Below are 24,879 nucleotides of genomic sequence, written 5' to 3'. Positions count from 1 at the left end.
GTGTTCGTCGGTTCGGTTCTCTTCCGTACGACGCGACTCCGGGACAGAGTCCGTCGGCCCTGCACCACGACCTGCAGTTACTCCGCACGCAACCTCCCTTTCGCCGTGCGCCCTTCGGCGTACCCGCGGTGCGTGTGCCCCTCAGTCGTCACTCATTCTCTGGAGTCCCGTGATGGACACCCCTCTCTCCACCGTCGCCGTGATCGGTCTCGGCACCATGGGCACCGGCATCGCCGAGGTCCTCGCCCGGGCCGGCCGTGAAGTCATCGGCATCGATGTCAGCGACGCCGCCGCACTGCAGGCCGTTGCCGCACTCGAAGCTTCCACCGCCCGCGCCGTGCAGCGCGAGCGGATCACCGAGGAGGAGCGGCGGGACGCCCTCGCCCGCTTCCGTACCTTCTCCGACCTCCAGGCCGCCGCGGATGCCGACCTCGTGATCGAGGTCGTGACCGAGTCGTACGAGGCCAAGCAGGAGGTCTTCCGCGCCCTCGACTCCATCGTGCGCCCCACGACGATCATCGCGACCGGCACCAACGCGCTGTCCGTCACGCGCCTCGCCGCCGACTCCGCGCACCCCGAGCGCGTCCTCGGCCTGCACTTCTTCAACCCGGCGCCCGCGATGAAGCTCGTCGAGGTCGTCTCGTCCGTGCTGACCGCGCCCACGGCCGTGGAGGCCGTCACCACGCTCGCCCGCGACCTGGGCAAGGAGCCGGTCGCGGTCGGCGACCGCCCCGGTTTCATCGCCGACGGGCTGCTCTTCGGCTACCTCAACCAGGCCGCCGCGATGTACGAGGCGAAGTACGCCTCCCGCGAGGACATCGACGCCGCGATGCGGCTGGGCTGCGGCCTGCCGATGGGCCCCCTCGCCCTGCTGGACCTGATCGGCATAGACACGGCCCGTACCGTCCTCGACGCGATGTACTCCGAGTCCAAGGACCGGCTGCACGCGCCCGCCCCCATCCTCAAGCAGCTCAGCGAGGCCGGGCTGAGCGGCCGCAAGTCGGGGCGCGGCTTCTATACCTACGAGGGCGCGGGCAGCCAGGTCGTGGTGCGCGACGCGCTCACGCCGCTGGAGTCGGCCACCGCCGCCACCGGACGGACCGTGCAGTCGGTCGGCGTCGCCGGTTCGGGCACGATGGCGTCCGGCATCGCGGAGGTCTTCGCCAAGGCCGGGTACGACGTGGTGCTCGCCGCCCGCAGCCAGGAGAAGGCGGAGACGGCCAAGTCCCGTATCGCCAAGTCCCTTTCGCGCTCTGTCGACAAGGGCAGGATGACGGCCGAGGCGCGCGACGAGACGCTGGCGCGGGTCACCCCGGCCGGGTCGCTCGACGCGTTCGCCGACGTCGACCTGGCCGTCGAGGCGGTGGCGGAGGACCTGGAGGTCAAGCAGCAGCTCTTCGCGACGCTCGACAAGGTCTGCAAGCCGGGCGCGGTGCTCGCCACGACCACGTCCTCGCTGCCCGTCGTCGCCTGCGCCCGCGCCACCTCGCGCCCGCAGGACGTCATCGGGATGCACTTCTTCAACCCGGCGCCCGCGATGAAGCTGGTCGAGGTGGTCCGTACGGTGCTCACCTCCGACGATGTCCACGCGACCGTCCGCGAGGTCTGCACGAAGATCCGCAAGCACCCGGTGGACTGCGGCGACCGGGCCGGTTTCATCGTGAACGCACTGCTCTTCCCGTACCTGAACAACGCGATCAAGATGGTCGAGCAGCACTACGCGACGCTGGACGACATCGACGCCGCGATGAAGCTGGGCGGCGGCTACCCGATGGGCCCGTTCGAACTCCTCGACGTCGTCGGTCTGGACGTCTCACTCGCCATCGAGCAGGTCCTGCACCGCGAGTTCCGCGACCCGGGCCTGGCGCCCGCGCCGCTGCTGGAGCACCTGGTGGCCGCGGGCTGCCTCGGCCGCAAGACGGGACGCGGCTTCCGGGAGTATGCCCGACGCTGAGCAGGAGAGTGCGACCGGATGGGGCGGGCTGCTGGAACCTCCCGCGCAGCCTGCGGCGTGGGAGGGACCTCCCGGCAGCCCGCACCCACAGGCGCGCTCTCCTGCGCATATGCAGTACGTTCGGGGCATGTCCCAGCCCGCTTCCGCACCCCGACGCCCGTCCCGTACGAACTCCGCGTCCGACGCCCCTGAAAGCGCCGCGGGCAGCCGCGCGGCGGCGCAGCGGCTCAAGATGCGCCGTGAGCTTTCGGCCGCGGCGATGGAGCTGTTCGCGACGAAGGGGTACGAGGCGACGACGGTCGACGAGATCGCCGCGGCGGGCGGTGTCGCGCGCCGGACCTTCTTCCGGCACTTCCGCTCCAAGGAAGAGGCGATCTTCCCGGACCACGACGACACGCTCGTCCGCGCCGAGGCGGTGCTCAACGCGGCGTCCCCGCACGAGCATCCGCTCGACACGGTCTGCCGGGGCATCAAGGAAGTCATGAAGATGTACGCCGCGTCTCCCGCGGTCTCGGTGGCCCGCTACAAGCTGACCCGCGAGGTTCCCACTCTGCGCGAGGCGGAGATCGCCTCGGTGGCCCGTTACGAGCGGCTGTTCACCCGCTATCTGCTGGGCCACTTCGACGAGCACGACCACCACGACGGCAACGACGACCCGCTGCTGGCCGAGGTGGCCGCGTCCGCGGTGGTGACGGCGCACAACCATGTGCTGCGGCGCTGGCTCCGGGCCGGCGGGCAGGGCGACGTGGAGGCGCAGCTGGACCACGCGTTCTCGATCGTCCGCGACACCTTCGGCACGGGCATCGGCGCGGGCCGCTCGTCGTCGGGCGCGGACCGCGCGCCGGTGGCCACCACCCGGACGGACGACGAGGTCCTGGTGGCAGTGGCCCGCACGGACGCGCCTCTCGACGAGGTCATGCGCACGATCGAGCGGGCCCTCAAGCAGCGCTGACAGGACACTTCCGCCGGCACCGAGACGCCGGCCGCCCCTGATACCGGGGCGGTCGGCGTTTTTGCTGAGCGCATTCGATCGATCATCGCTCACCTGAGGTGAACTTTTCACAACTGAGTGAAATTACTGGCACGCAGTGTCTTGTCACTTGGCACGGGGTGCCATACGTTGTGGTTGTCGGGCGGCCGACGTGCAGAGACCATTCGTACGTCGGCTGTCCCCGTAAGCCAATGTGCTTGCGCGCCCGGCCGCCTGCGTCACCAGGCAACCCTTCGCGCCCACCCGCGCCGCACCAGCAGCACCGCCGAACCGACGGCACACCTCCACAGCACACACCCCGTCCCCATCCGCCGGAGGCACCCCGTGAAGGAAATCCTGGACGCGATCCAGTCGCAGGACAGTACGGCCGCAGACTTCGCCGCCCTGTCCATCCCCGAGTCGTACCGCGCGGTGACCGTGCACAAGGACGAGGCCGAGATGTTCGCCGGCGTCGCCAGCCGCGACAAGGACCCGCGCAAGTCCCTCCATGTGGAGGATGTGCCGGTGCCCGAGCTCGGCCCGGGCGAGGCCCTGGTGGCGGTCATGGCCAGCTCGGTCAACTACAACTCCGTCTGGACCTCGATCTTCGAGCCTGTCTCGACCTTCGGCTTCCTGGAGCGGTACGGCAGGCTCAGCGACCTCAGCAAGCGCCACGACCTCCCGTACCACGTCATCGGCTCCGACCTCGCGGGCGTCGTCCTGCGCACCGGCCCCGGCGTGAACGCCTGGAAGCCCGGCGACGAGGTCGTCGCGCACTGCCTGTCCGTCGAGCTGGAGTCGTCCGACGGCCACAACGACACGATGCTCGACCCCGAGCAGCGCATCTGGGGCTTCGAGACCAACTTCGGCGGCCTCGCCGAGATCGCGCTCGTGAAGTCCAACCAGCTGATGCCCAAGCCCGACCACCTCAGCTGGGAAGAGGCCGCGGCCCCCGGCCTGGTCAACTCGACGGCGTACCGCCAGCTCGTCTCCCGCAACGGCGCCGGCATGAAGCAGGGCGACAACGTCCTGATCTGGGGCGCGAGCGGCGGACTCGGTTCGTACGCCACCCAGTTCGCACTCGCCGGTGGCGCCAACCCCATCTGTGTCGTCTCCAGCGACCAGAAGGCGGAGATCTGCCGCAAAATGGGCGCCGAGGCGATCATCGACCGCAGCGCCGAGGGCTACAAGTTCTGGAAGGACGAGCACAACCAGGACCCCCGCGAGTGGAAGCGCTTCGGCAAGCGCATCCGTGAGCTGACCGGCGGCGAGGACGTGGACATCGTCTTCGAGCACCCGGGCCGCGAGACCTTCGGCGCGAGTGTGTACGTGACGCGCAAGGGCGGGACGATCGTCACCTGCGCGTCGACGTCCGGCTACAACCACGAGTACGACAACCGCTACCTGTGGATGTCGCTGAAGAAGATCGTCGGCTCGCACTTCGCCAACTACCGCGAGGCGTGGGAGGCCAACCGCCTGGTGGCCAAGGGCAAGATCCACCCCACCCTGTCGAAGGTGTACTCGCTGGAGGACACCGGCCAGGCGGCGTACGACGTCCACCGCAACCTGCACCAGGGCAAGGTCGGCGTGCTGGCGCTCTCGCCCCGTGAGGGTCTCGGCGTGCGCAACCACGAGCTCCGCGAGCAGCACATCGACGCGATCAACCGCTTCAGGAATGTGTAATGGCTGAGCGCAAGAAGGACCGGCCCTGGCTCATACGGACGTACGCCGGTCACTCGACCGCCGAAGCGTCCAACGAGCTGTACCGCAACAACCTCGCCAAGGGCCAGACCGGTCTGTCGGTCGCGTTCGACCTTCCGACGCAGACCGGCTACGACCCCGACCACATCCTCGCCCGCGGCGAGGTCGGCCGGGTCGGGGTCCCGGTGTCCCATCTCGGCGACATGCGGCGGCTGTTCCAGGACATCCCGCTGGAGCAGATGAACACCTCGATGACCATCAACGCCACGGCCATGTGGCTGCTGGCGATGTATCAGGTGGTCGCCGAGGAGCAGGGCGCGGACATCACCAAGCTCCAGGGGACGACGCAGAACGACATCGTCAAGGAGTACCTGTCGCGCGGGACGCACGTCTTCCCGCCGGTGCCGAGCCTGCGTCTGACGACGGACATGATCACCTACACGGTGAACAACATTCCCAAGTGGAACCCGATCAACATCTGCAGCTACCACCTCCAGGAGGCCGGTGCCACGCCGGTCCAGGAGATCGCGTACGCGATGAGCACGGCCATCGCCGTCCTCGACGCCGTACGGGACAGCGGTCAGGTGCCGGCGGAGAAGTTCGGGGACGTCGTCGCCCGTATCTCCTTCTTCGTCAACGCGGGCGTCCGCTTCGTCGAGGAGATGTGCAAGATGCGCGCCTTCGGCCGCATCTGGGACAAGGTCACACGCGAGCGGTACGGCATCGAGAACGAGAAGCAGCGCCGCTTCCGCTACGGCGTGCAGGTCAACTCGCTCGGCCTGACCGAGGCGCAGCCGGAGAACAACGTCCAGCGCATCGTCCTCGAAATGCTGGCCGTCACCCTCTCCAAGGACGCCCGCGCCCGCGCCGTGCAGCTCCCCGCCTGGAACGAGGCGCTGGGCCTGCCCCGCCCTTGGGACCAGCAGTGGTCGATGCGCATCCAGCAGGTGCTCGCCCTGGAGAGCGATCTGCTGGAGTACGAGGACATCTTCGCGGGGTCGCACGTCATCGAGGCCAAGGTGGAGGCGCTGGTCGCCGAGTCCTTCGCGGAGATGGACCGTATCGAGGAGATGGGCGGCGCGATGGCGGCCGTCGAGTCCGGCTACCTCAAGTCGCAGCTGGTCTCCTCGCACGCGGAGCGCCGCGCGCGCATCGAGGCCGGCGAGGAGAAGATCGTCGGCGTCAACTGCTACGAGGCCACCGAGCCCAGCCCGCTCACCTCGGACCTCGACGGCGCGATCATGACGGTCGACCCGGCCAACGAGGCGCGCGTCGTGGCCAAGCTCCACGAGTGGCGCGACAACCGTGACGAGGCACGCGCGACGGAGGCCCTGGCGGCCCTCAAGAAGGCCGCGGCGGGCACCGAGAACATGATGGCCGCCACCGTCGAGTGCGCCCGCGCGGGCGTGACCACCGGCGAGTGGTCCTGGGCGCTGCGCGATGTCTTCGGCGAGTTCCGCGCGCCGACCGGCGTGAGCAGCGCCCCGGTCGCGGTCACCGCCGAGGCGGGCACCCCGCTCGCGCTCGTACGGGAGAAGGTGTCCCGTACGGCGGACGAGCTGGGCTCCGGAAGGCTGCGTCTGCTGGTCGGCAAGCCCGGCCTGGACGGGCACTCCAACGGCGCCGAGCAGATCGCCGTACGAGCGCGCGATGCGGGCTTCGAGGTGGTCTACCAGGGCATCAGGCTCACGCCCGAGCAGATCGTCAGTGCCGCCCTCGCCGAGGACGTGCACTGCGTCGGCCTGTCGATCCTGTCCGGGTCGCACGCCGAACTGGTGCCCGACGTGCTCGTACGGCTCCGCGAGGCGGGCGCCGCGGACATTCCGGTGATCGCGGGCGGGATCATTCCGCCGGCCGACGCCCAGGAACTGCGGGCTGCCGGAGTGGCCGCAGTTTTCACCCCGAAGGACTTCGGCATCACGGAGATCATCGGCCGTATCGTCGACGAGATCCGGAAAGCGAACAAGCTCGACCCTCTGGAGGTCCCCGCATGACCACGCCCACGCCCGTGAACCGCCTGCGCCCGCGCCGCTCCTGCCTGGCCGTGCCGGGCTCGAACCCGCGGTTCCTGGAGAAGGCCCAGGGCCTCCCGGCCGACCAGGTCTTTCTCGACCTGGAGGACGCGTGCGCGCCGCTCGCCAAGGAAGGCGCCCGGCACACCATCGTCGACGCGCTGAACAACGGCGACTGGACGGGCAAGACGCGGGTCGTGCGCGTCAACGACTGGACGACCCACTGGACGTACCGCGATGTCATCACGGTCGTCGAGGGCGCCGGCCCGAACCTCGACTGCATCATGCTGCCGAAGGTCCAGGACGCGCAGCAGGTCGTCGCGCTCGACCTCCTCCTCACCCAGATCGAGAAGACGATGGGCTTCGAGGTCGGCAAGATCGGCATCGAGGCGCAGATCGAGAACGCCAAGGGTCTGGTGAACGTCGACGAGATCGCCGCCGCCTCGCCGCGTCTGGAGACCATCATCTTCGGCCCGGCCGACTTCATGGCCTCCATCAACATGAAGACCCTGGTCGTGGGCATGCAGCCGCCCGGCTACGGCGCGGACGCGTACCACTACATCCTGATGCGCATCCTGATGGCGGCCCGTACGCACGACCTCCAGGCGATCGACGGCCCGTTCCTCCAGATCCGCGACGTGGACGCGTACCGTGAGGTCGCGGGCCGTGCGGCGGCGCTGGGCTTCGACGGCAAGTGGGTGCTGCACCCCGGTCAGGTCGACGCGGCCAATGAGGTGTTCTCGCCCTCCCAGGAGGACTACGACCACGCGGAGATGATTCTCGACGCGTACGAGTGGTGCACGTCCGAGGCGGGCGGCAAGAAGGGTTCGGCGATGCTCGGCGACGAGATGATCGACGAGGCGAGCCGCAAGATGGCGCTGGTCATTTCCGGCAAGGGCCGCGCGGCGGGCATGCAGCGCACCTCCAAGTTCGAAGCTCCGGAGGCCTGATCATGCAGTTCGGACGCACTTACGAAGAGTTCGAGGTCGGCGCTGTCTACAAGCACTGGCCCGGAAAGACGGTCACGGAGTACGACGACCACCTCTTCTGTCTGCTCACCATGAATCACCACCCGCTGCACATGGACAGCAACTACGCCGAGAAGACCACCGACTTCGGCAAGAACGTCGTCGTCGGCAACTACATCTACTCGCTCCTGCTGGGCATGTCGGTCCCGGACGTCTCCGGCAAGGCCATCGCCAACCTGGAGGTCGAGTCGCTCAAGCACATCGCGCCGACCTTCCACGGCGACACGATCTACGGCGAGACGACCGTCCTCGACAAGACACCGTCGAAGTCCAAGAACGACCGCGGCATCGTCTACGTCGAGACGAAGGGCTACAAGCAGGACGGCACCGTCGTCTGCGTGTTCCGGCGCAAGGTGATGGTCCCGACCGAGACGTACATCAAGGAGCGCGGCGGCGAGCAGCCCGGCCGCCCAGAGCCGAAGGTGCAGGGGAAGTAATCATGGCCCGTCTCGCCCAGACCGCAGGTCTGACCGACATCCAGCAGGAGATCCTGGCCACCGTCAGGAATTTCGTCGACAAGGAGATCATTCCTGTCGCGACCGAGCTGGAGCACCGCGACGAGTACCCGACGGAGATCGTCGAGGGTCTCAAGGAGCTCGGCCTGTTCGGGCTGATGATCCCCGAGGAGTACGGGGGTCTGGGTGAGTCCCTTCTCACATACGCGCTGTGTGTCGAGGAGATAGCTCGTGGCTGGATGAGCGTCTCCGGGATCATCAACACGCACTTCATCGTGGCGTACATGCTCAAGCAGCACGGCACGCAGGAGCAGAAGGACACCTTCCTGCCGCGCATGGCGCTGGGCGAGGTGCGTGGCGCGTTCTCGATGTCGGAGCCGGCCCTCGGTTCGGACGTGTCGGCGATCACGTCGAAGGGCGTGAAGGACGGCGACGAGTACGTCCTGAACGGCCAGAAGATGTGGCTGACGAACGGCGGCTCGTCGACGCTCGTCGCGGTCCTGTGCCGCAGTGACGAGGGTCTCCCCGAGGGCACGGCCCCGCACAAGCAGATGACGACCTTCCTGGTGGAGAAGGAGCCCGGCTTCGGCGAGGTGCGTCCGGGTCTGACCATCCCCGGGAAGATCGACAAGATGGGCTACAAGGGTGTCGACACCACCGAGCTCATCATGGACGGACTACGCATTCCGGCCAATCGGGTACTCGGCGGCACCACCGGCCGAGGGTTTTACCAAATGATGGACGGCGTCGAGGTCGGGCGCGTCAATGTGGCGGCGCGTGGTTGCGGTGTCGCGCAGCGTGCGTTCGAACTGGGTGTCTCGTATGCCCAGCAACGTCACACTTTCGGCAAGCCGATCGCCCAGCACCAGGCGATTCAGTTCAAGCTCGCCGAGATGGCTACCAAGGTCGAGGCCGCTCATGCGATGATGGTGAATGCAGCACGCAAAAAGGACTCCGGGGAACGAAACGACCTTGAGGCAGGGATGGCGAAGTACCTCGCCTCCGAATACTGCAAGGAGGTAGTCGAGGACGCCTTCCGCATCCACGGTGGATACGGGTTCTCGAAGGAGTACGAGATCGAGCGCCTCTACCGCGAGGCGCCGATGCTGCTCATCGGTGAAGGTACCGCCGAGATCCAGAAAATGATCATTGGTCGGCGGCTCCTCGAAGAGTACCGATTCCAGGGCTGATTGCTTACTTTGCGGCGAAATGCCCGCGGAGAAGATCACACCCTGGCGACCTTTGCCGTCGGCTTCTGGCCGTCCGACTCAGCTTCTGGCTTGCCCAGTTGCGCCCCGCAACCGCTAACATCGCCGGAAAGCCGCCGTCCCCCGTTGCCAGCGCGGCATCATCCGCTACGAAGGTCATCCATGCCCCACAGCCAAACCTCTGCACCTCGCGACGGCTTCCTCAAGGGACGCCTTGCTCGCGGAGCATCGCCGTGGCTTCTGCCGACCGTCGCCACAGCGGCGCTCAGCCTCTCCCGGGCTCGCAAGTCCGGCCGCTGGGCTGCCGTCGCCGTGCCCACCACCGCGCTCGCGGCGGGCATGCTGTGGTTCTTCCGCGACCCCGAGCGCGAGATCACCCAGGGCCGGGTCATTTCCCCGGCCGACGGAGTGGTGCAGAGCATCATGCCGTGGAAGGACGGGCGTACCCGCGTCGCGATCTTCATGAGCCCGCTGAACGTCCACGTCAACCGCGCGCCCCTGGCGGGCACGGTGACGTCGGTCGAGCACATCCCCGGCGGGTTCGTTCCGGCGTTCAACAAGGAGAGCGAGAACAACGAGCGCGTTGTCTGGCACTTCGACACCGAGCTCGGCGACATCGAGATGGTGCAGATCGCCGGCGCGGTCGCGCGCCGCATCGTCCCGTACGTCCCCCAGGGCACCAAGGTCGAGCAGGGTGAGCGCATCGGTCTCATCCGCTTCGGCTCGCGCGTCGACATCTACCTTCCGGAAGGTGTCGATGTCGCCGTCGAGGTCGGCCAGGCCACCACTGCGGGGGTGACTCGAATTGACCGTGACTGATCCGGAGACACAGGCCGGCTGGGTGCCGGAGGCCGAGGAAGAGACCGACGCCGAGGACATGCCGCTCTCTCTGCGGCTGTCAATAGCGGATACGCTCACCCTCGGTAACGCGACGTGCGGATTCATGGCGGTGTACTTCACCACCACCGGAATCCTCATCCCGCACCTCCAGGGCAGCCAGGAGACCGGCATGGCGCGGCACAGTGCCGCGACCGCCGTGATCCTGATGCTCCTCGCGGCGATCTTCGACCTGTGCGACGGGCTCGTGGCGCGCAAGCTGCGCAGCTCGCCGATGGGTGCGGAGCTGGACAACCTCTCCGACCTGATCAGCTTCGGGCTCGCCCCGGCCTACTTCGTACTCGTGTACGGAATGGTCGCGGACGACGCCCACCAGCGTGTTTCGGCGCTGGCGGCGATCGTGGTCCTGTTGGCGGTGGTTCTGCGGCTTGCGAGATTCTCCTGCGTGACCATGAAGGACGGCATGTTCCAGGGCATGCCGAGCCCCTTCGGTGCGCTCACGGTCGTCTCGATCGTGCTGCTTGAGCTTCCCTTCATCCCCACGCTGCTCGCCATCATCGGCGTCGCGTGGCTGATGGTGAGCCGGGTCGAGTACCCGAAGCCGCGGGGTGTCCTCGCGGTGGCCATGCTCGCCTGGATAGTGGGCGCGATGGGGCTGCTCGCGGCCTGGGCGTTCGACGCGCCCGGCGGACAGTTCCTGCTCGCGACCGGGTGCGCGCTCCAGGTGGTTCTGGGTGCGGTCATCCCGCTCTTCGCGACGGCGCGGCGCGTGAACACGTTCCGCGACAACCGACGCGAGGCGAGGGCGGCGCAGCTGCCGTAAGCGTTCGACGTACGTACGACCGAGGGCCCCGGGTACATCCCCGGGGCCCTCGGTCGTTCGCTGCCTTGCGGGCTGTCAGCCGCCCACGGTGTAGCTCTTGGCGGCGTCCGAGACCTTCGCCTCGCGCACCACCTTCATGCCGCCGGTCGCCTTCTTGTCCGGCCGCAGGATGACCGTCTGGCGCGAGGACGGCGCCTTCGGGTCGGTGAAGTCGTGCGTGGTGCCGAAGCCCGAGTCGTAGGAGTTGATGGTCAGCAGGGCCTTGCCGAGGCCCTCGCGGGTCAGGTCCTTCGACACGCACGCCTTCTTCAGCGCCTCACCGAAGACCGAGGCTGCCGTCCAGCCGGCCACCACGCCGTTGTCGAGGGAGTCCGACGGGTACGCCTTCTTGTAGTCGGCGACGAGCTTCTTGCCGGCGGGCGACTCCGTGCCTATCGGCTCCGTGGGCGAAGCCACGTAGTAGTTCTTCATCAGCGCGGGACCGGCCTGGGTGGCGAGCAGCTGCGGCGCGAAGGCAGAGTTGTTGCCGATGATCGGCACCTTCATCCCGACCGCCGCCGAGACGCCGACGAACGAAGCGGCCTGGCGGGGTCCGGCACTGATGACGACTCCCCTGACCCCGGCCTTCTTGAGCGCCGCAACCTGGGCCGTCATGTCGTTGTCGGTCGGCTTGATCTTCTGCTCGACGATGGTGAGACCGGCCTTCTCCGCCGCGTACTTCGCCCCGGCGAGGGCGTTCTCGCCGTAGTCGCCCTCGAAGTAGACGTGGCCGATCTTGTCGCCCTTCTTGACGCCCTTTTCCTTCGTCAGGAAGTCGATCGCGTTGATCGTCTCCACGTCGTACGTATTGCCGATGACGCGGATGGACGGGCTGCCGAGCAGGGAGGCGGACCAGGCCTGCGGGATGACGAGTCCCTTGTCCTGGCCGTCGATGCGCGGCTTGACCGCTGCGACGAAGGGCGAGCCGATGAACTGGACGAAGCCCAGGACCTCCGGCGACAGCTCGGTGTAGCCGGAGACGGCCTTCTGCGGGTCGTAGCCGTGGTCGCGCACCGTGAGCTCGATCTGCCGGCCGCAGATGCCGCCGGCCGCGTTGGTCTGCTTCGCGTAGAGCTGCTGGGCCTGGGTGACGCTCTTGCCGAGCGAGGCGTAGACGCCGGACATGTCGGTCAGGACACCGAGCTTGATCTTCTTGTCGGTGACGCCCTTCCCGGTCTGGACTCCGCCCGCCGCGGGCTTGTCGTCCTTCTCGTCCTTCGACTTCGAGCTGCAACCTGCCGCGGTCAGCGCGAGCAGCGCCGCGAGGGTGGCGGCGGTCGTTCTGGTGACCTGATTACGCGTGGTCATCGTGACTCCTCTGAGGTTGTTGTCTTGCGTCGCCGAAAGGCCGGCCGCACCAAGCCGCCCGGCAGGAAGAGCACCACCGCGACAATGGCGGCGCCGTAGAGGTACCGCGATGCCTCACCCGGAGCGACCCCGCCCGTACCGGGCGCGGAGACGAGGGGCAGGGCATCGCTGTACCGGGTGAGGAGCTGGGGCAGCATGGAGACGAATACGGCTCCCACCACCGCTCCCGCGACCGAGCCGAGACCGCCGATGACGATCATGGCCAGGTATTCGAGGGACAGGATCATGCCGAAGTACTCCGGCACGGTCCGCTGGAAGACCAGAGCGAGCAGAACGCCCGCCAGTCCCGCGTACATGGAGGAGAGGACGAACACCCCGGCCCGGTAGCGGGCGACCGGGACCCCCATGACCCCCGCGGCGATGCGGTGGTCACGGATGGCGTTCATGGCCCTTCCGGGTCGCCCGCGCAGTACGCCGCGGGCGAAGAGCGCGCAGCCTGCCAGGGCGATCAGGGCGACGTACCAGAGCTTCTCGGCGGAACCGAAGGGCACGGCGCCCACCATCAGCTCGCTCTCGTCGAAGGCGATCCCGAAGAGGTTGAGCGGGGGGACGTCGCGGCCGTTGAAGCCGCCGGTCAGGTCGTGCGCGTTGAAGAGGACATGCTGGCCGATGAAGATCAGCGCGAGGGTCGCGATACCGAGATACGCGCCCTGGAGGCGTCCCGAGATGGGGCTGAAGAGGCCGCCCGCGACCCCGGCGAGCGCCACCGCGAGGACTGCGGCGAGCCAGCTGGGCAGATTGAGGCCGGTGAGCGTGCCGGTGCCGTCCCCGGCGAAGACGCAGTAGCCGTACGCGCCGACGGCGAGGAAGAACGCGTGGCCCATGGAGAGCTGGCCGGTGGCGCCGGTGAGGAGGTTGAGGCCGATGGCGCCGATGGCGGCGGCCATCGCGAAGAGCCCGGCCTGGAGCCAGAAGCGCTCCAGGTAGAAGGGCAGTGCGAGGAGGAGGACTGCACCGGCGATCCACAGCCAGGCGGTGCGCGGGATGCGTCGCGGGCGACCGGTGCCCTTGGCGGTCCCCTCGGTGGTCTCCTTGGTGGTCTCCTTGGTCGATTCAGACACGGGCCAGCTCCTTCGTACCGAAGAGGCCGGACGGCCGGATCAGCAGGACGGCGACCATCACCAGATACGGAGCCAGGTCGCCGATGCCCCGGCCGAGGAAGGTCAGATCGCTCTGGTAACCGGTGGCCAGCGACTCGGTCATGCCGACGAGGAAGCCGCCGACGAGTGCGCCGGTGGTGGAGTCGAGGCCGCCGAGGATCGCGGCGGGGAATGCCTTCATCGCGGCGAGCGAGCTGGTGCGCTCAAGGCCCGGCGTCGGGAAGACGGTCAGGAAGAGCGCGGCGACGGCGGCGAGTCCGCCCGCCACGGCCCAGGCGCCGAGCGAGACCCTGCCCAGGCGTACGCCCATCAGTGCGGCGGTCTCCGAGTTCTCGGCGGCGGCGCGCATCGCCACGCCCCAGGAGGTGAAGCGGAAGGCGAGCAGGAAGACCGTGATGAGCAGGCCCGCGGCGACGAACGCGGCGATGCGGGTGTGCGCCACGGTCACCCCGCCGAAGGTGAGCACCGAGTCGCCCCACGGGTCGCCCAGGGAGAGCACATCGGTGCCGATGCGCCGGGTCAGCTCGGTGGTGAGGAGGATGTCGACGCCGATGGTGACGATGGCGAGCACGCTGTGGTTCGAGCCCCGGTAACGGCGCATCACCAGGAACTCGACCCCGGCTCCTACGGCGGCGGCGCCGCCGATCCCGGCGAGCAGGGCGAGCCAGAAGCCGATGTCGTCGTGGAGGACGGCGGTGACGTAACCGCCTGCGAGCAGCAGTGAGGCGTGGGCGAAGTTGACGACCTCGGTGGCGCGGAAGATCACCACGAAGCCGAGGGCGATCAGGGCGTAGACGGAACCGATCGAGATCCCGTTGAGGAGCAGTTCGGCGAAGGTGGTCATGAGGTGGCCTCCTCTCCCAGGTAGGCGCGGACGACGGCGGGGTCGGACTGGACGGAGGCGGGTGTCCCGTCGGCGATCAGCCGCCCGAAGTCGAGGACGGTCACGGTGTCGGCGAGTCGCATCACCACTCCCATGTCGTGCTCGACCAGCACGATGGAGATGCCGAGGCTGTCCCGTACGCCCGCGACGATGGACGCGGTGGCCCGGCGTTCGTCGGCGGTCATTCCGGCGACCGGCTCGTCGAGGAGCAGCACCTTGGGCTCCATGCACAGTGCACGGGCCAGCTCGGCGAGCTTCTGCTGCCCGTACGGCAACGTGCCCGCGGGGCGGCCGAGTTGGTCCTCCAGCCCGACGAACGCGGCGATCTCCCGGACGCGCTCACGGTGCTTCGCCTCCTCTCGTGCGGCGGAGGGGAGTCGCAGCCCGGCGGCGACGAAACCGGTACGGGTGAGGCGGTGGCGGCCGAGCATCAGGCTGTCCTCGACGGTGGCGCCGGGCGGCAGGGCGAGGTTCTGGAAGATCCTGGCGATGCCGAGGTCCGCGATGCGGTGGGGCGGCAGCCCGGTCAGCTCCTGTCCGCCGAAGCGGACGCTGCCGGAGGTGGCCCGGTAGACGCCCGAAAGGACGTTGAAGCAGGTGGACTTGCCGGCGCCGTTGGGTCCGATGACGGCGTGCACGGTTCCGGGACGTACGGTGAAATTGACCGCGTCCAGTGCGGTGAGGCCGGCGAACCGTACCGTCAAATCCCGTACTTCCAGGGTCGCTTCGGTGCTCATCGGCCCTCCCAGGCACTGAGGGTGCGGTGGGCCGCCACGGCCTCGGAGGCGTCGGCCGCGGCCTCCTCGTCGACGACGCCCAAATAGCGGCGGCGTACCTCGTCGGACGCGGCGAGCTCGTCGGCGGGCCCGGACAGCACGACCTCGCCGACGTCCAGGACGTACGCGTGGGAGGCGAGGCGCAGGGCGATGGCGGCGTTCTGTTCTACGAGCAGTACGGCCGTGCCCTGCGCGTTGATCTCCGTGATCGTCTCGGCGATGCGTTGTGCCATCAGCGGGGCGAGCCCGAGTGAGGGCTCGTCGAGCAGGAGCAGTTTCGGCCCGGCCATCAGGGCCCTGGCGACCGCGAGCATCTGCTGCTCGCCGCCGGAGAGGAGCCCTGCGCGCTGTCCGGCGCGTTCGGCCAGTACCGGGAACAGCTCATGGACCCGTCGCAGCGCCGCGGCCTGGGCGGCGCGGTTGCCGGTGGAGCCGAGTGCGCCGGCGCGCAGATTGTCGGCGACTGTCATCCGCGCGAAGACCTGGCGCCCTTCCGGCACCTGGCAGAGCCCGGCGGCCACCACCCGGTCGGGGGAGAGCCCGGTCAGCGGCCGGCCGTCGAAGGCGACGGTGCCTCCGGTGACCGCTCCGCCGTGAAACGACAGCGTGCGGGAGATGGCGCGCAGGAGCGTGGACTTGCCGGCTCCGTTGCTGCCCAGTACGGCGACCACGGCCCCCTCGGGCAACGTCAGCGACACGTGTCGCAGCGCCCTCACGGGTCCGTATCCCGCCGACAGGTCCCGTATTTCCAATGCGGCGCCAGGCATGGCACCCCTTTCCTCGGGCTGTTCGGTGGCGCTCACCTCAGCACCGGCGTGGCCTCCCGTCCACGGTCGGCGGCGGAACCGCTGCCGGTGACCAGCGGCACCCACGACCGGTTGTGCACGTGCACAACAGTGCGTGTCAGGGGCCTGTCAGGAAGCCCGGCTCATGACACGCTCTCCGCCATGGGAGCCCGCAGAGCACGGACGGGGCACGACTGGGCGGTGCTGACCGAGGCATGTGCGGCGCTGCTCGGCCGACTGCCGGATCTGGTGGATCAGCACATGCGCGAGCTGAACGCGCACTCGCCGCTGTACGGGCAGGTCCTGTCGCAGGACCAGCACTGGCAGGAGACCGAACAGGCGATGCGGATCGGCATCGAGGCGATCTCCGCGCCGAAGTCGCAGCCGCGACGGGATCTGGAGTACGCGGAGTGGACGGGCCGGCGCCGGGCGCAGCAGGGCTTCCCGCTGGAACTGCTCGTGCACTCCTACCGGCACGCGGGCTACCTCGTGTGGGACGCGCTCCTGGAGGGCGCGGAGGCGGAGAGTCCCGAGACGCTTGCGGTGCTCATGCGGGCGGCCACGACGGTGTTCGCTGCGGTGGACGCGCAGGCTGCGATCGCGTCGGAGGCGTACCGCGCGACGGAGTCGGAGCTGCGCCACCGTACGGACGAACGGCTCCAGGCGCTGCTCGACGCGCTGCTGGAGGGCAAGGACTCGCCGGGCCTGGCCGCCCGCGCGGCGGCCGGTCTCGATCTGCCGGAGCAGGGGCGGTACGCGGTGGTGGTGCTTCGGGTGGAACGGCGGGACGGGCGCGAGCCCTTCCACCGGCGCATCGAGGGCACAGGTATGCGGTTCATCTGGCGGATGCGCACGGACTGCGAGGTGGGGGTGGTCTCGCTGGGCGAGGAGACGACCCCGGCCGACCTGTCCGAGCTCCTGGCCGGACGGTGTCCGGGGCCCGGCGGGATCAGTCCGGTGGTGGACGGGCTCGCCGGCCTGGGCGGGGCCCGCCGGCTGGCGGACCTGGCACTGCGGACGTGTGCGCCGGACGCGACGGGGATCGTACGGCTCGACGAGCGAATGCCGACGGCACTGGTGGTGAGCCAGCCGGAGCTGGCGGAGCGGCTGGTGGCGGATGTGTTCGCCGGCGTGATGGAACTGGACCCGGCCGACCGGGTGGTGCTGTTGGAGACGCTGGATGCGTGGCTGTCTTGCGAGGGGTCGGCGGGGCGGACGGCTGGGCGGCTGTACTGCCACCGGAATACGGTGTTCAACCGACTTCGGCGACTGGAGCAGCTGACGTCCCGTTCGCTGTCGCGCCCTCGGGACCTGATCGAGATGACGCTGGCGCTGGACGCGTTTCGGTTGAGCGGGGCGTGAGGGGTACGGCGGGGGGCGGGTTCTGACGCTGCGGGGGCGGGGGGCACCGTGGGCGTGCCCTGTGGGGCTTGTTCCCCACCCCGCCCCTTCCCGAACTGGGGGCAAGCCCCCAGACCCCGGACGTGGGAATTCGTCCGTCCCTGCAACCTGCATGACGACGAAACCAGCAAGATCAAGCACGCGGGAACAGGGGTTGTCGAGACCCTGCGGGGCGTGCGGTGTATCCGGCTGTCGGTTCGTACGGACGAGACCACCAGCCCGGAGCGGCAGCGTGAGTCTGACGACATCGCGGCGGCAGCGCTCGGCATTGATTTCGGTGAGGGCGATGCGCTGCGGGAAGCCGTAGATCTGGACGTGTCGGCGTCCAAGGTCGGCCCCTTTGACCGTCCGCAGCTCGGGGGGGGTGGCTCGCCCGTCCCGATGAGTTCGACGCGCTGGTGTGGTGGCGCTTTGACCGTGCTATCCGGTCCATGGGCGACATGCACAAGCTCGCTGAGTGGGCGCGCGAGCACCGCAAGATGCGCGAGGACACGGACGACAACGTTCAACCGCTGTGCCGTCCGTGCCATCGACTCAAGACGCGTGAGGATTTCGGGGCCGGTGGGACGCCGCTCTAAGGACCATAAAGACGTTAGGACGCAGCATTAGGGCGCAGTAATCTCTTGGTTCCCAGCATTGGGGCCCATATTGGTCCGAGAGCCTCCGTCCATTGCTTCCTGGAACTCCGCGGCGATCTTATCGTGGACAGCCGTGGGCAGTCGGAGAAACCGATTGTCTTGCAGCCTGTCCCCTGGGGTTTTCACTAGCTCGGTCATGTCAAGTGTTGTCGAATCTGGCGTGGGGGCAACGGGTGCGGCGCTGGCAGGAGAGGCGAGAGCCCCGAAGGATACGGCCCCCCCAAGGGCAGCAGCGGCAAGCACGCGCTTCATGTTGTTCATACCCTGCCAACGATCTCGAGCCGTTCGGATCACGCCCGATGCACAGTCCCACCCGTTCGGAGGTGATCCCCCATGCCCCGTAAGCCCCGCCCCCTTGCTCTGTCCCCGGGTGTCCCGAGCCGACCACGGGCGGAAGCTGCCCGGTCCATGAGAGGGAAGCCGAGGAACAGCGTGGGACGACCACGACCAAGGGATACGGGACCAGGTGGCAGCGCATCCGTAAGCGCTACCTGTACGCACATCCGTGGTGCCTGCTGTGCAGCGCAACCGCGACAGTCGCAGACCACTTCCCTTTGAGCCGCAGGCAGTTGGTCGCTCGCAGCGTTGCCAATCCGGATGCGTTCGAGCATCTGCGTCCGCTGTGCACGACGTGCCACAACCGCGAGACCGCGAAGCATCAACCGGGCGGACGGACTGCCGAGCGCGTGAAGCCCCGCCGGTTCTGACACCCCCCCAGGCAGTGCCCCCCTCCCCCTCCCGAGATTGAACGGCAGGGAGGCAAAAAACTCGCACCGGAGCTGCGGAAGTTCTTGGGGTGACCGAATGACGCCTGTCAACAGGAAGTGAGAGCTCGGCGCGGGACCGACCCCTGGCGACGTGATCCACAACCCGTAGTCAGCAAGACGCCCCGTCCGGCCAGGCACCGGGCGCGGCTCCCTCAAAACACGTACTTACGAGCATCGGGAAGGGGCGGGGTGGGGTGGGGAAAGAAAAGGCCCGGCCAGGCTGCCGGCTCTCCGAAGGGAACGGCAGCCTCGCCGGGCCAGGACCGGGGCCGTCAGGTCAAGAAGTCCCGGGCGATCTTCTCCGCCACTCGTTCCAGCAGCGGGCCCGCCTCCGCCATCGACCTCGCCGGGTCCGGCTCCAGATCCGTCAGGGCGTACGCGCGGCGGATCCCCGCCCGGCCCAGCACCTCCGGCGGCAGCGCCAGGCGGCCGCACACAGCGATGACCTCGATGTTCTTGGCGCGGGCCGCCGCCGCCACCCCCGCGGGCGCCTTGCCGTGCAGGGTCTGCTCGTCGAGGGAGCCCTCGCCGGTGATGACCAGGGTGGCCCGCTCCAGCGCGGGGCCGAAGCCCAGGACGTCGAGCATGACCTCGATGCCGGGGCGGAAGCTCGCGCCGAGCGCGATCAGTGCCCCGTAGCCGATACCGCCGGCCGCACCCGCGCCCGGCGCATCGGCAAGCTCCGGGCCGAGGACCGAGGCGTAGTGCGCAAGGGCTGCGTCGAGGGTGGCCACGTCGGCCTCGGTGGCGCCCTTCTGCGGGCCGTACACCGCCGCCGCGCCCTTGGGGCCGGTCAGCGGGTTGTCGACGTCGCTGGCGAGGACGAGGTCCACGTCGGCGAGGCGCGGGTCGAGACCGCCGAGGTCGGCGCTCACGAGGTCGCGCAGGCCCCCGCCACCGGGCCCGACGGGCTCGCCCGCCGCGTCCAGGAAGCGCGCCCCGAGCGCGGCCAGCATCCCGGCGCCCCCGTCCGTGCTGGCGCTGCCGCCGACACCGAAGACGATCGTGCGGGCGCCCGCGTCGAGCGCGGCGCGCAACAGCTCGCCGGAGCCGTACGTCGTGGCGGTGAGCGGCGCGAAGACGCCGGCGGGGAGGTGCTGGAGGCCCGAGGCCTCCGCCATCTCGACCACAGCGGTGCCGTCGCGCAGCGCGAAGGCCGCCGTGAGCTGCTCGCCGAGCGGCCCGGTGACCCGTACCTCCCGGCGCTCGAACCCGGCCGCGACCGCCGCGGCCACCGTTCCGTCGCCGCCGTCGGCGACGGGCAGTGCCTCGACCCGTACGTCGGGGACGACCCGCCGCAGCCCGGCCGTCACCCGCTCCGCGACCTGCACAGCCGTGAGCGAACCCTTGAACTTGTCCGCCGCGACGAGCACGCGGGCGGTCTCAGTTACTGCTCCGTCCGTCACCTTGCTATCCCTTGCTTTCGAACAGGCAGTCGCGCCGCCCCGACCCTATCCGCAGGAGGGGCCGCACACCTAGCGGCAGGCTCTCGCATTTCAGCGAAAACCACATAAATGCCCTACGTCTGGCTGCCGGAAATGGGTAGACCCGACGCATGACGCCACACAGCACGCGGACGGCCGACCGGATCCTCGGCGGCTGGCTGGGCCGGATCGCGGGGAACATGCTCGGCAAGCCCGTCGAGCGCGGCGACTACTGGACGCGCTCGCGCATCGACCGCTACCTGCGACTCACCGGCGCGCTGCCGCTCACCGACTACCTGCCCGCGCCCCCGCCCGGCGCGGCCGGTTTCGAGATGCGCCCCGAGTGGCCGGAGTGCGTGCGCGGCCGGATCAGCGGCAGCTGCCGCGACGACGACATCGACTACGCGATCCTCGGGCTGCACCTCCTGGAGACCCACGGCTTCGGTTTCACCACCGAGCAGGTCGGCGAGCTGTGGCTGCTGCGGCTGCCCTATCTCCAGACCTTCACCGCCGAGCGTGCGACGTACCGCAATCTCGCGAACGGCATCAAGCCGCCGCTGTCCGCCACCTACGACAACCCGTACCAGGAGTGGATCGGCGCCCTCATCCGCGCCGACATCTTCGGCTGGACGGCCCCCGGGGACCCGCACCGGGCCGCCGCCCTCGCCCGCCGCGACGCCGTGCTCTCGCACACCGGCAATGGGGTGTACGGCGCGATGTGGGCGGCCGCCCTGGTCGCCGCCGCGTTCACCGCGCCGGGCCCGCGCGCCGCGATCGAGGTGGCGCTGGAGCGCGTACCGGCGAGCAGCCGACTCGCCCGTACGGTCCGGCACACCGTCGCCCTGCATGCGACCGGCGCCGCCTGGGCGGACACGCTCACCGCACTGGAGGAGGAGACGGGGCGCCTCGGCTGGATCCACACCGTCCCGAACGCCGCCGTGATCACGGCGGGACTGCTGTACGGCGACGGCGACTTCACCCGGACCATCACACTCACCGTGCGCGGCGGCCTCGACACCGACTCGAACGGCGCGACGGCGGGCTCGGTGGCCGGGGTTCTGTGCGGCGCGGCCGGGATTCCGCGCCAGTGGACCGATCCGCTGGAGGACACCGTACGCAGCGCGGTGTTCGGCTTCGACGGCATACGGATCAGTGAACTGGCCGACCGTACGGCCCAACTGGCCAGGCAGGATACGCGACGTACCGCTTGACTTCGAAGAAAGCACCGCACGGCTGAAATCAAGCCTGTCCGCCAACCCCCGTCCGCCCTACGGTCTGTTGCCTCAGTGCCTTCACGCGGTGTTGCACCGTTGTGCACCGAGTGGTTGACAGCACGGCCTAGCGTGCCCGGCGTCATCTGCCTCGTCCGTCCCTTCCAGCAGTTCCTTCGTTCCTCGACGAACCTGGAGAGCCCATGCGCACATTCGCTGGCGGATTCATGACTGTCCTTGCAGCTGGGGCCCTTGCGGCCCAGGGAACCCACTTGGCCGGCGCGGCGGAAGCACCCGCGCCGGCCGAGGCGTCCAGGGCCAGACACCTGCCGGACGAGGTCTACGGGGGCGCCTGGAAGGCCGGGCACGCCCAGGGCGTGACCGTGGACCGGCACAAGGGGTACATGTACTTCTCGTACACCAACCTGCTCGTCAAGACGGATTTGCGCGGGAATCCGGTGGGTTCCGTATCGGGATTCACCGGGCATCTGGGTGATCTCGACTTCAACTCGAAGGACGGCCGGGTCTACGGCTCGCTGGAGTACAAGTCGGCCAAGGCGTTCTACATCGCGATCCTGGACGTGGACCGCATCGACCGCATGGGCATGGACGCACGGGAAAGCAAGGTCATGTCGACGGTGCATCTCAAGGAAGTCGTCGACGACTACACGGCCGACATGAACGGCGACGGGAAGTTCGACGGAGACACCGCGAACACCCCCGACCACCGGTACGGCTGCAGCGGGATCGACGGAGTCGCGTTCGGTCCCGAGTTCGACAGGAACGGCCGCAGCGGGCGCGGGAAGTACGTCCTGACCGTCGCGTACGGCATCTATTCGAACGTCAAGCGGAAGGACAACGACCACCAGGTCCTGCTCCAGTACGACGTGCGCTGGTGGCGCAAGTACGAGCGCCCGCTGCCGGAGAGCGCGCCGCACCGCAGCGGTCCCTCGCGGGTCGACGACAAGGTCTTCGTCCGCACCGGCAACACGCGGTACGGCGTACAGAATCTGGAGTACGACGAGCACACGGGCAACTGGCTGATGGCCGTCTACAAGGGCGCGAAGCCGCAGTTCCCGAACTACTCGCTGTACATCGCGGACGGTTCGAAGCCTCCCGTGAGGGGCCCGATCACCGGCCAGCCGAAGCCCGAGCGCGGGCGGCTGCTGTCCCTCCTGCCGAAGGGTCTGCACCACGAGGCGTCGGGCACGTACGGGTGGGAGTCCGGCGGACAGTACGGGCTGATCTCGCTCGGTGGCGGGCGGCATTATCTCACGGAGGCGGGGACGGTGCAGGAGGACGGCGTGCTGAAGCAGACGGCGCGGGCGGTCCAGCACCGGTGGACGGGCGACACCCCGACGCCGTTCAAACGGCTGGGCGACTAGGAGGGGTGCCTGCGGCGCATCCCGGGGGGAAGCGCCGCAGGCGACCGGAGGCCTGGAACAGCTGGTCCTCGTGGGCCGTCGCACCGCTCTCGAACGCCAGCAACCGCCGCTTCCGGTCCAGCCCACCGCCATATCCCGTAAGGCTGCCCGCCGCGCACCGAAGATCGCGGGCGCGGCGTCGCGGTCGCCGAAGGACTCCTCCGGCGGGCGGTGGCGCTGGCCGGTCATTTGAAGCTCTCTCCCGGCTGAAGCCGGGAGATTCCCTCCTAGGTTGCCCTGGCGGGTTTGACAGGTCATGCCTGTCCGGCGACGACCCTCCCGGCCGTCGGAGCAAGTACGGGACTCGCTCAAGTCATGCTGTACCTCAGCGACTCCAGCTTGGTTGTCGCTGAGGTCTCCGATGACTCTAGCGAACTCCGGCGCTCCGCGCCTTCGATTCAAGGATGGCCTTCACCTCCGCCGTAAACAGCGGGAGCACTGGCCAAGATCAAAGGTAGAGGCCCGAGAGCTTGCCGTCCGTGGCGACGAGGGTGAGCGGACCGTACGGGCTGTCGATGACAGTGTGCTGCTTGCTCATTTACGCGCTCCTCTATACGGCTGTACGGCCATAGGGCCTCTATACGGGGAGGCAGTTGATGGGGTGGTCGTCGGTGGCCCACAGGTACTGGACCGCGTACGCACGCCAGGGCCGCCAGGCCGCTGCCCGTGCCGTGAACGCGGCCGGTGTCGACGGCAGCCCCAACTCCTGCGCCGCGCGCCGTATCCCGAGGTCGGTCGGCAGGAACGCGTCGGGGTCGCCGAGTGCGCGCATCGCGATCACCTCGACCGTCCAGGGCCCGAACCCCGGCAGCGCCAGCAGCTGTGCGCGGGCCCGCTCCCAGTCGCTGTCGATGCCGACCTTGAGCGTGCCGTCGGCGAGCGACGAGACCAGCGTGGTGAGGGTGGTCCGCCGGCTGCGCGGCAGGGCCAGCGCCTCCGGATCGAGGGCGGCCAGGGCCGCCGCGTCCGGGAAGAGGTGCGTGAGGCCGCCCCCGGGGTCGCCGACGGGGGTGCCGTGCGCGGTGACCAGGCGAGCGGCGTGCGTGCGGGCGGCGGCCGTCGAAACCTGCTGGCCCAGCACGGCACGTACCGCGAATTCCGCCGCGTCGGTGGTACGTGGAACCCGGCGCCCAGGAGCCTTGTCGACGAGCGGGGTGAGCACCGGGTCGGTGCGCAGATGATCGTCGACAGCGACGGGATCGGCGTCGAGGTCGAGCAGCCGACGGCACCGGCTGATGGCGATGGTCAGGTCGCGCAGGTCGGTGAGGGAGAGCAGGCAGGCGATGTGGTCGGGCTGCGGGGTGAGGGCCGCGATGCCGTGCCCGTACGGCAGGTCGAGCGTGCGGCGGTAGGCGCCTTCGCGCCATTCCTCGACGCCGGGTACGGCGGTCGCGGCGAGGTGCCCGAAGAGGTTCGTGGGATTGAGCGGGGCGCGGAACGGCAGCCGCAGGGAGATCACACCGGGGGTCTCCGGCTGCTTGCTGCCGCGGGCGCGCAGTTCGCTCGGCGACAGCGCGAAGACCTCGCGGACCGTGTCGTTGAAGGTGCGTACGGACGCGAAACCGGCGGCGAAGGCGATGTCCGCCATGGCCAGCGGCGTCGTCTCGATGAGCAGGCGGGCGGTCTGGGCGCGCTGGGCGCGGGCCAGGGCGAGCGGTCCCGCGCCCAGCTCGGCTAGGAGCTGGCGTTCGATCTGCCGGGGGCTGTAGCCCAGGCGGGCGGCGAGCCCCGGCACGCCCTCACGGTCGACGACACCGTCACCGATGAGCCGCATGGCGCGGGCGACGACGTCGGCGCGGGCGTTCCACTCCGGCGAGCCGGGGCTCGTGTCGGGGCGGCAGCGCTTGCAGGCCCGGAATCCGGCCTGCTGGCAGGCGGCGGCACTCGGCAGGAAGGTCATGTTCTCGACCTTGGGCGGCACGACGGGGCAGCTCGGACGGCAGTAGATCCGGGTGGTCAGTACGGCCGTGAAGAACCACCCGTCGAAGCGGGCGTCCTTGGACTGCACGGCGCGTACACAGCGCTCGGTGTCGGTGTGCATGTGTCAAGCATCGGGCACGCCGGACGCCCTTGAC

General features: G+C 69.2%; 20 protein-coding genes and 3 pseudogenes. 14 read left to right on the top strand and 9 right to left on the bottom strand.

The window, feature by feature from the left end; genetic code table 11:
- Positions 1–172 precede the first annotated feature (172 nt).
- The 9 genes from PXH83_RS27055 to pssA all read left to right on the top strand — a co-directional run bounded on the left by PXH83_RS27055 (position 173) and on the right by pssA (position 10,988).
- Positions 173–1,954, top strand: coding sequence for a 3-hydroxyacyl-CoA dehydrogenase family protein (locus PXH83_RS27055; protein WP_274563823.1), 1,782 nt, complete (start codon positions 173–175; stop codon positions 1,952–1,954).
- A gap of 127 nt (positions 1,955–2,081) precedes the next feature.
- A complete protein-coding gene (locus tag PXH83_RS27050) occupies positions 2,082–2,906 on the top strand; it encodes a TetR family transcriptional regulator (protein ID WP_274563821.1) in 825 nt (274 codons plus the stop codon).
- A 363-nt stretch (positions 2,907–3,269) separates the two neighbouring features.
- Entirely contained in the window at positions 3,270–4,607 is a 1,338-nt protein-coding gene (gene ccrA / locus PXH83_RS27045; protein ID WP_274563820.1) for a crotonyl-CoA carboxylase/reductase, read from the top strand.
- Positions 4,607–6,619, top strand: coding sequence for a protein meaA (locus PXH83_RS27040; RefSeq protein WP_274563818.1), 2,013 nt, complete (start codon positions 4,607–4,609; stop codon positions 6,617–6,619). The genes ccrA and PXH83_RS27040 overlap by 1 nt, the downstream gene beginning before the upstream one ends.
- On the top strand, positions 6,616–7,587 hold the full coding sequence (locus PXH83_RS27035; protein ID WP_214925419.1) for an HpcH/HpaI aldolase/citrate lyase family protein: 972 nt from the start codon (positions 6,616–6,618) through the stop codon (positions 7,585–7,587). Before PXH83_RS27040 ends, PXH83_RS27035 begins: the two co-directional genes overlap by 4 nt.
- Positions 7,588–7,589: 2 nt before the next feature.
- A complete protein-coding gene (locus tag PXH83_RS27030) occupies positions 7,590–8,102 on the top strand; it encodes a MaoC family dehydratase (protein WP_274563814.1) in 513 nt (170 codons plus the stop codon).
- 2 nt (positions 8,103–8,104) lie between these two features.
- Positions 8,105–9,310, top strand: a complete 1,206-nt coding sequence (locus PXH83_RS27025) for an acyl-CoA dehydrogenase family protein (RefSeq protein ID WP_214925425.1) — start codon at positions 8,105–8,107, stop codon at positions 9,308–9,310.
- Positions 9,311–9,490: 180 nt separating this feature from the next.
- Positions 9,491–10,147, top strand: a complete 657-nt coding sequence (locus tag PXH83_RS27020) for a phosphatidylserine decarboxylase (protein WP_214925428.1) — start codon at positions 9,491–9,493, stop codon at positions 10,145–10,147.
- A gap of 22 nt (positions 10,148–10,169) precedes the next feature.
- A complete protein-coding gene (gene pssA / locus PXH83_RS27015; protein WP_214925727.1) occupies positions 10,170–10,988 on the top strand; it encodes a CDP-diacylglycerol--serine O-phosphatidyltransferase in 819 nt (272 codons plus the stop codon).
- Positions 10,989–11,063: 75 nt separating this feature from the next.
- Here the strand turns inward: pssA and PXH83_RS27010 are convergent, their stop codons facing one another.
- The 5 genes from PXH83_RS27010 to PXH83_RS26990 are packed head-to-tail and all read right to left on the bottom strand — an operon-like array spanning position 11,064 to position 15,921.
- The gene (locus tag PXH83_RS27010; RefSeq protein WP_274563811.1) at positions 11,064–12,335 is read right to left on the bottom strand and encodes an ABC transporter substrate-binding protein; all 1,272 of its coding nucleotides are present in this window, start codon (positions 12,333–12,335) and stop codon (positions 11,064–11,066) included.
- Complete coding sequence (locus PXH83_RS27005; protein ID WP_420803253.1) at positions 12,332–13,456, bottom strand: branched-chain amino acid ABC transporter permease; 1,125 nt, start codon at positions 13,454–13,456, stop codon at positions 12,332–12,334. The genes PXH83_RS27010 and PXH83_RS27005 overlap by 4 nt, the downstream gene beginning before the upstream one ends.
- Complete coding sequence (locus PXH83_RS27000) at positions 13,449–14,339, bottom strand: branched-chain amino acid ABC transporter permease (protein ID WP_274563810.1); 891 nt, start codon at positions 14,337–14,339, stop codon at positions 13,449–13,451. Before PXH83_RS27000 ends, PXH83_RS27005 begins: the two co-directional genes overlap by 8 nt.
- On the bottom strand, positions 14,336–15,115 hold the full coding sequence (locus PXH83_RS26995; RefSeq protein WP_274563809.1) for an ABC transporter ATP-binding protein: 780 nt from the start codon (positions 15,113–15,115) through the stop codon (positions 14,336–14,338). Before PXH83_RS26995 ends, PXH83_RS27000 begins: the two co-directional genes overlap by 4 nt.
- On the bottom strand, positions 15,112–15,921 hold the full coding sequence (locus tag PXH83_RS26990; protein ID WP_274563807.1) for an ABC transporter ATP-binding protein: 810 nt from the start codon (positions 15,919–15,921) through the stop codon (positions 15,112–15,114). Before PXH83_RS26990 ends, PXH83_RS26995 begins: the two co-directional genes overlap by 4 nt.
- 180 nt (positions 15,922–16,101) lie before the next feature.
- Between PXH83_RS26990 and PXH83_RS26985 the strand changes: the two genes are divergently transcribed.
- From PXH83_RS26985 to PXH83_RS32610, 3 genes and pseudogenes are all read left to right on the top strand, one after another.
- A complete protein-coding gene (locus PXH83_RS26985; RefSeq protein WP_274563806.1) occupies positions 16,102–17,301 on the top strand; it encodes a PucR family transcriptional regulator in 1,200 nt (399 codons plus the stop codon).
- 213 nt (positions 17,302–17,514) lie between these two features.
- Positions 17,515–17,822, top strand: a pseudogene (locus PXH83_RS26980) (recombinase family protein); the annotation flags it as partial.
- A complete protein-coding gene (locus PXH83_RS32610; protein WP_420803286.1) occupies positions 17,820–17,918 on the top strand; it encodes an HNH endonuclease in 99 nt (32 codons plus the stop codon). The pseudogene PXH83_RS26980 and the gene PXH83_RS32610, both read left to right, overlap by 3 nt.
- A 1,099-nt stretch (positions 17,919–19,017) precedes the next feature.
- Here PXH83_RS32610 and PXH83_RS26975 read toward each other — a convergent pair.
- A complete protein-coding gene (locus PXH83_RS26975) occupies positions 19,018–20,151 on the bottom strand; it encodes a glycerate kinase (RefSeq protein ID WP_274563805.1) in 1,134 nt (377 codons plus the stop codon).
- A gap of 149 nt (positions 20,152–20,300) precedes the next feature.
- Between PXH83_RS26975 and PXH83_RS26970 the strand changes: the two genes are divergently transcribed.
- Together PXH83_RS26970 and PXH83_RS26965 are read left to right on the top strand one after the other, a co-directional pair.
- Complete coding sequence (locus PXH83_RS26970) at positions 20,301–21,380, top strand: ADP-ribosylglycohydrolase family protein (RefSeq protein ID WP_274563803.1); 1,080 nt, start codon at positions 20,301–20,303, stop codon at positions 21,378–21,380.
- 203 nt (positions 21,381–21,583) lie between these two features.
- Positions 21,584–22,765 carry a hypothetical protein gene (locus tag PXH83_RS26965; protein ID WP_274563802.1) on the top strand — a complete coding sequence of 394 codons (1,182 nt, stop codon included), beginning with the start codon at positions 21,584–21,586 and terminating at the stop codon, positions 22,763–22,765.
- 79 nt (positions 22,766–22,844) lie between these two features.
- Here the strand turns inward: PXH83_RS26965 and PXH83_RS32605 are convergent.
- The 3 genes and pseudogenes from PXH83_RS32605 to PXH83_RS26950 form a co-directional block, all read right to left on the bottom strand.
- Positions 22,845–22,919 (bottom strand): annotated as a pseudogene (locus tag PXH83_RS32605) (methylated-DNA--[protein]-cysteine S-methyltransferase); the annotation flags it as partial.
- A 336-nt stretch (positions 22,920–23,255) separates the two neighbouring features.
- Positions 23,256–23,342 (bottom strand): annotated as a pseudogene (locus tag PXH83_RS26955) (methylated-DNA--[protein]-cysteine S-methyltransferase); the annotation flags it as partial.
- 39 nt (positions 23,343–23,381) lie between these two features.
- Positions 23,382–24,845: a DNA-3-methyladenine glycosylase 2 family protein gene (locus tag PXH83_RS26950; RefSeq protein WP_274563801.1), complete on the bottom strand. Its 1,464-nt coding sequence runs from the start codon at positions 24,843–24,845 to the stop codon at positions 23,382–23,384.
- Between the last annotated feature and the right edge of the window lie 34 nt (positions 24,846–24,879).

This window comes from Streptomyces spiramyceticus (assembly GCF_028807635.1).
GTDB lineage: Bacteria > Actinomycetota > Actinomycetes > Streptomycetales > Streptomycetaceae > Streptomyces > Streptomyces spiramyceticus.
The sequence above is the reverse complement of the archived record's forward strand: the minus strand, read 5'-3'. Positions and strand labels throughout refer to the sequence as shown.

Coding starts and splice junctions, on each gene's coding strand:
- PXH83_RS26950 (WP_274563801.1), bottom strand. CDS start 24,845: ATGCACACCGACACCGAGCGCTGTGTACGCGCCGTGCAGTCCAAGGAC.
- PXH83_RS27040 (WP_274563818.1), top strand. CDS start 4,607: ATGGCTGAGCGCAAGAAGGACCGGCCCTGGCTCATACGGACGTACGCC.
- PXH83_RS27020 (WP_214925428.1), top strand. CDS start 9,491: ATGCCCCACAGCCAAACCTCTGCACCTCGCGACGGCTTCCTCAAGGGA.
- PXH83_RS27025 (WP_214925425.1), top strand. CDS start 8,105: ATGGCCCGTCTCGCCCAGACCGCAGGTCTGACCGACATCCAGCAGGAG.
- PXH83_RS27010 (WP_274563811.1), bottom strand. CDS start 12,335: ATGACCACGCGTAATCAGGTCACCAGAACGACCGCCGCCACCCTCGCG.
- PXH83_RS26970 (WP_274563803.1), top strand. CDS start 20,301: ATGACGCCACACAGCACGCGGACGGCCGACCGGATCCTCGGCGGCTGG.
- PXH83_RS27030 (WP_274563814.1), top strand. CDS start 7,590: ATGCAGTTCGGACGCACTTACGAAGAGTTCGAGGTCGGCGCTGTCTAC.
- PXH83_RS27000 (WP_274563810.1), bottom strand. CDS start 14,339: ATGACCACCTTCGCCGAACTGCTCCTCAACGGGATCTCGATCGGTTCC.
- PXH83_RS26990 (WP_274563807.1), bottom strand. CDS start 15,921: ATGCCTGGCGCCGCATTGGAAATACGGGACCTGTCGGCGGGATACGGA.
- PXH83_RS27035 (WP_214925419.1), top strand. CDS start 6,616: ATGACCACGCCCACGCCCGTGAACCGCCTGCGCCCGCGCCGCTCCTGC.
- PXH83_RS26985 (WP_274563806.1), top strand. CDS start 16,102: ATGGGAGCCCGCAGAGCACGGACGGGGCACGACTGGGCGGTGCTGACC.
- PXH83_RS32610 (WP_420803286.1), top strand. CDS start 17,820: ATGCGCGAGGACACGGACGACAACGTTCAACCGCTGTGCCGTCCGTGC.
- PXH83_RS26995 (WP_274563809.1), bottom strand. CDS start 15,115: ATGAGCACCGAAGCGACCCTGGAAGTACGGGATTTGACGGTACGGTTC.
- PXH83_RS27055 (WP_274563823.1), top strand. CDS start 173: ATGGACACCCCTCTCTCCACCGTCGCCGTGATCGGTCTCGGCACCATG.
- PXH83_RS27050 (WP_274563821.1), top strand. CDS start 2,082: ATGTCCCAGCCCGCTTCCGCACCCCGACGCCCGTCCCGTACGAACTCC.
- PXH83_RS26965 (WP_274563802.1), top strand. CDS start 21,584: ATGCGCACATTCGCTGGCGGATTCATGACTGTCCTTGCAGCTGGGGCC.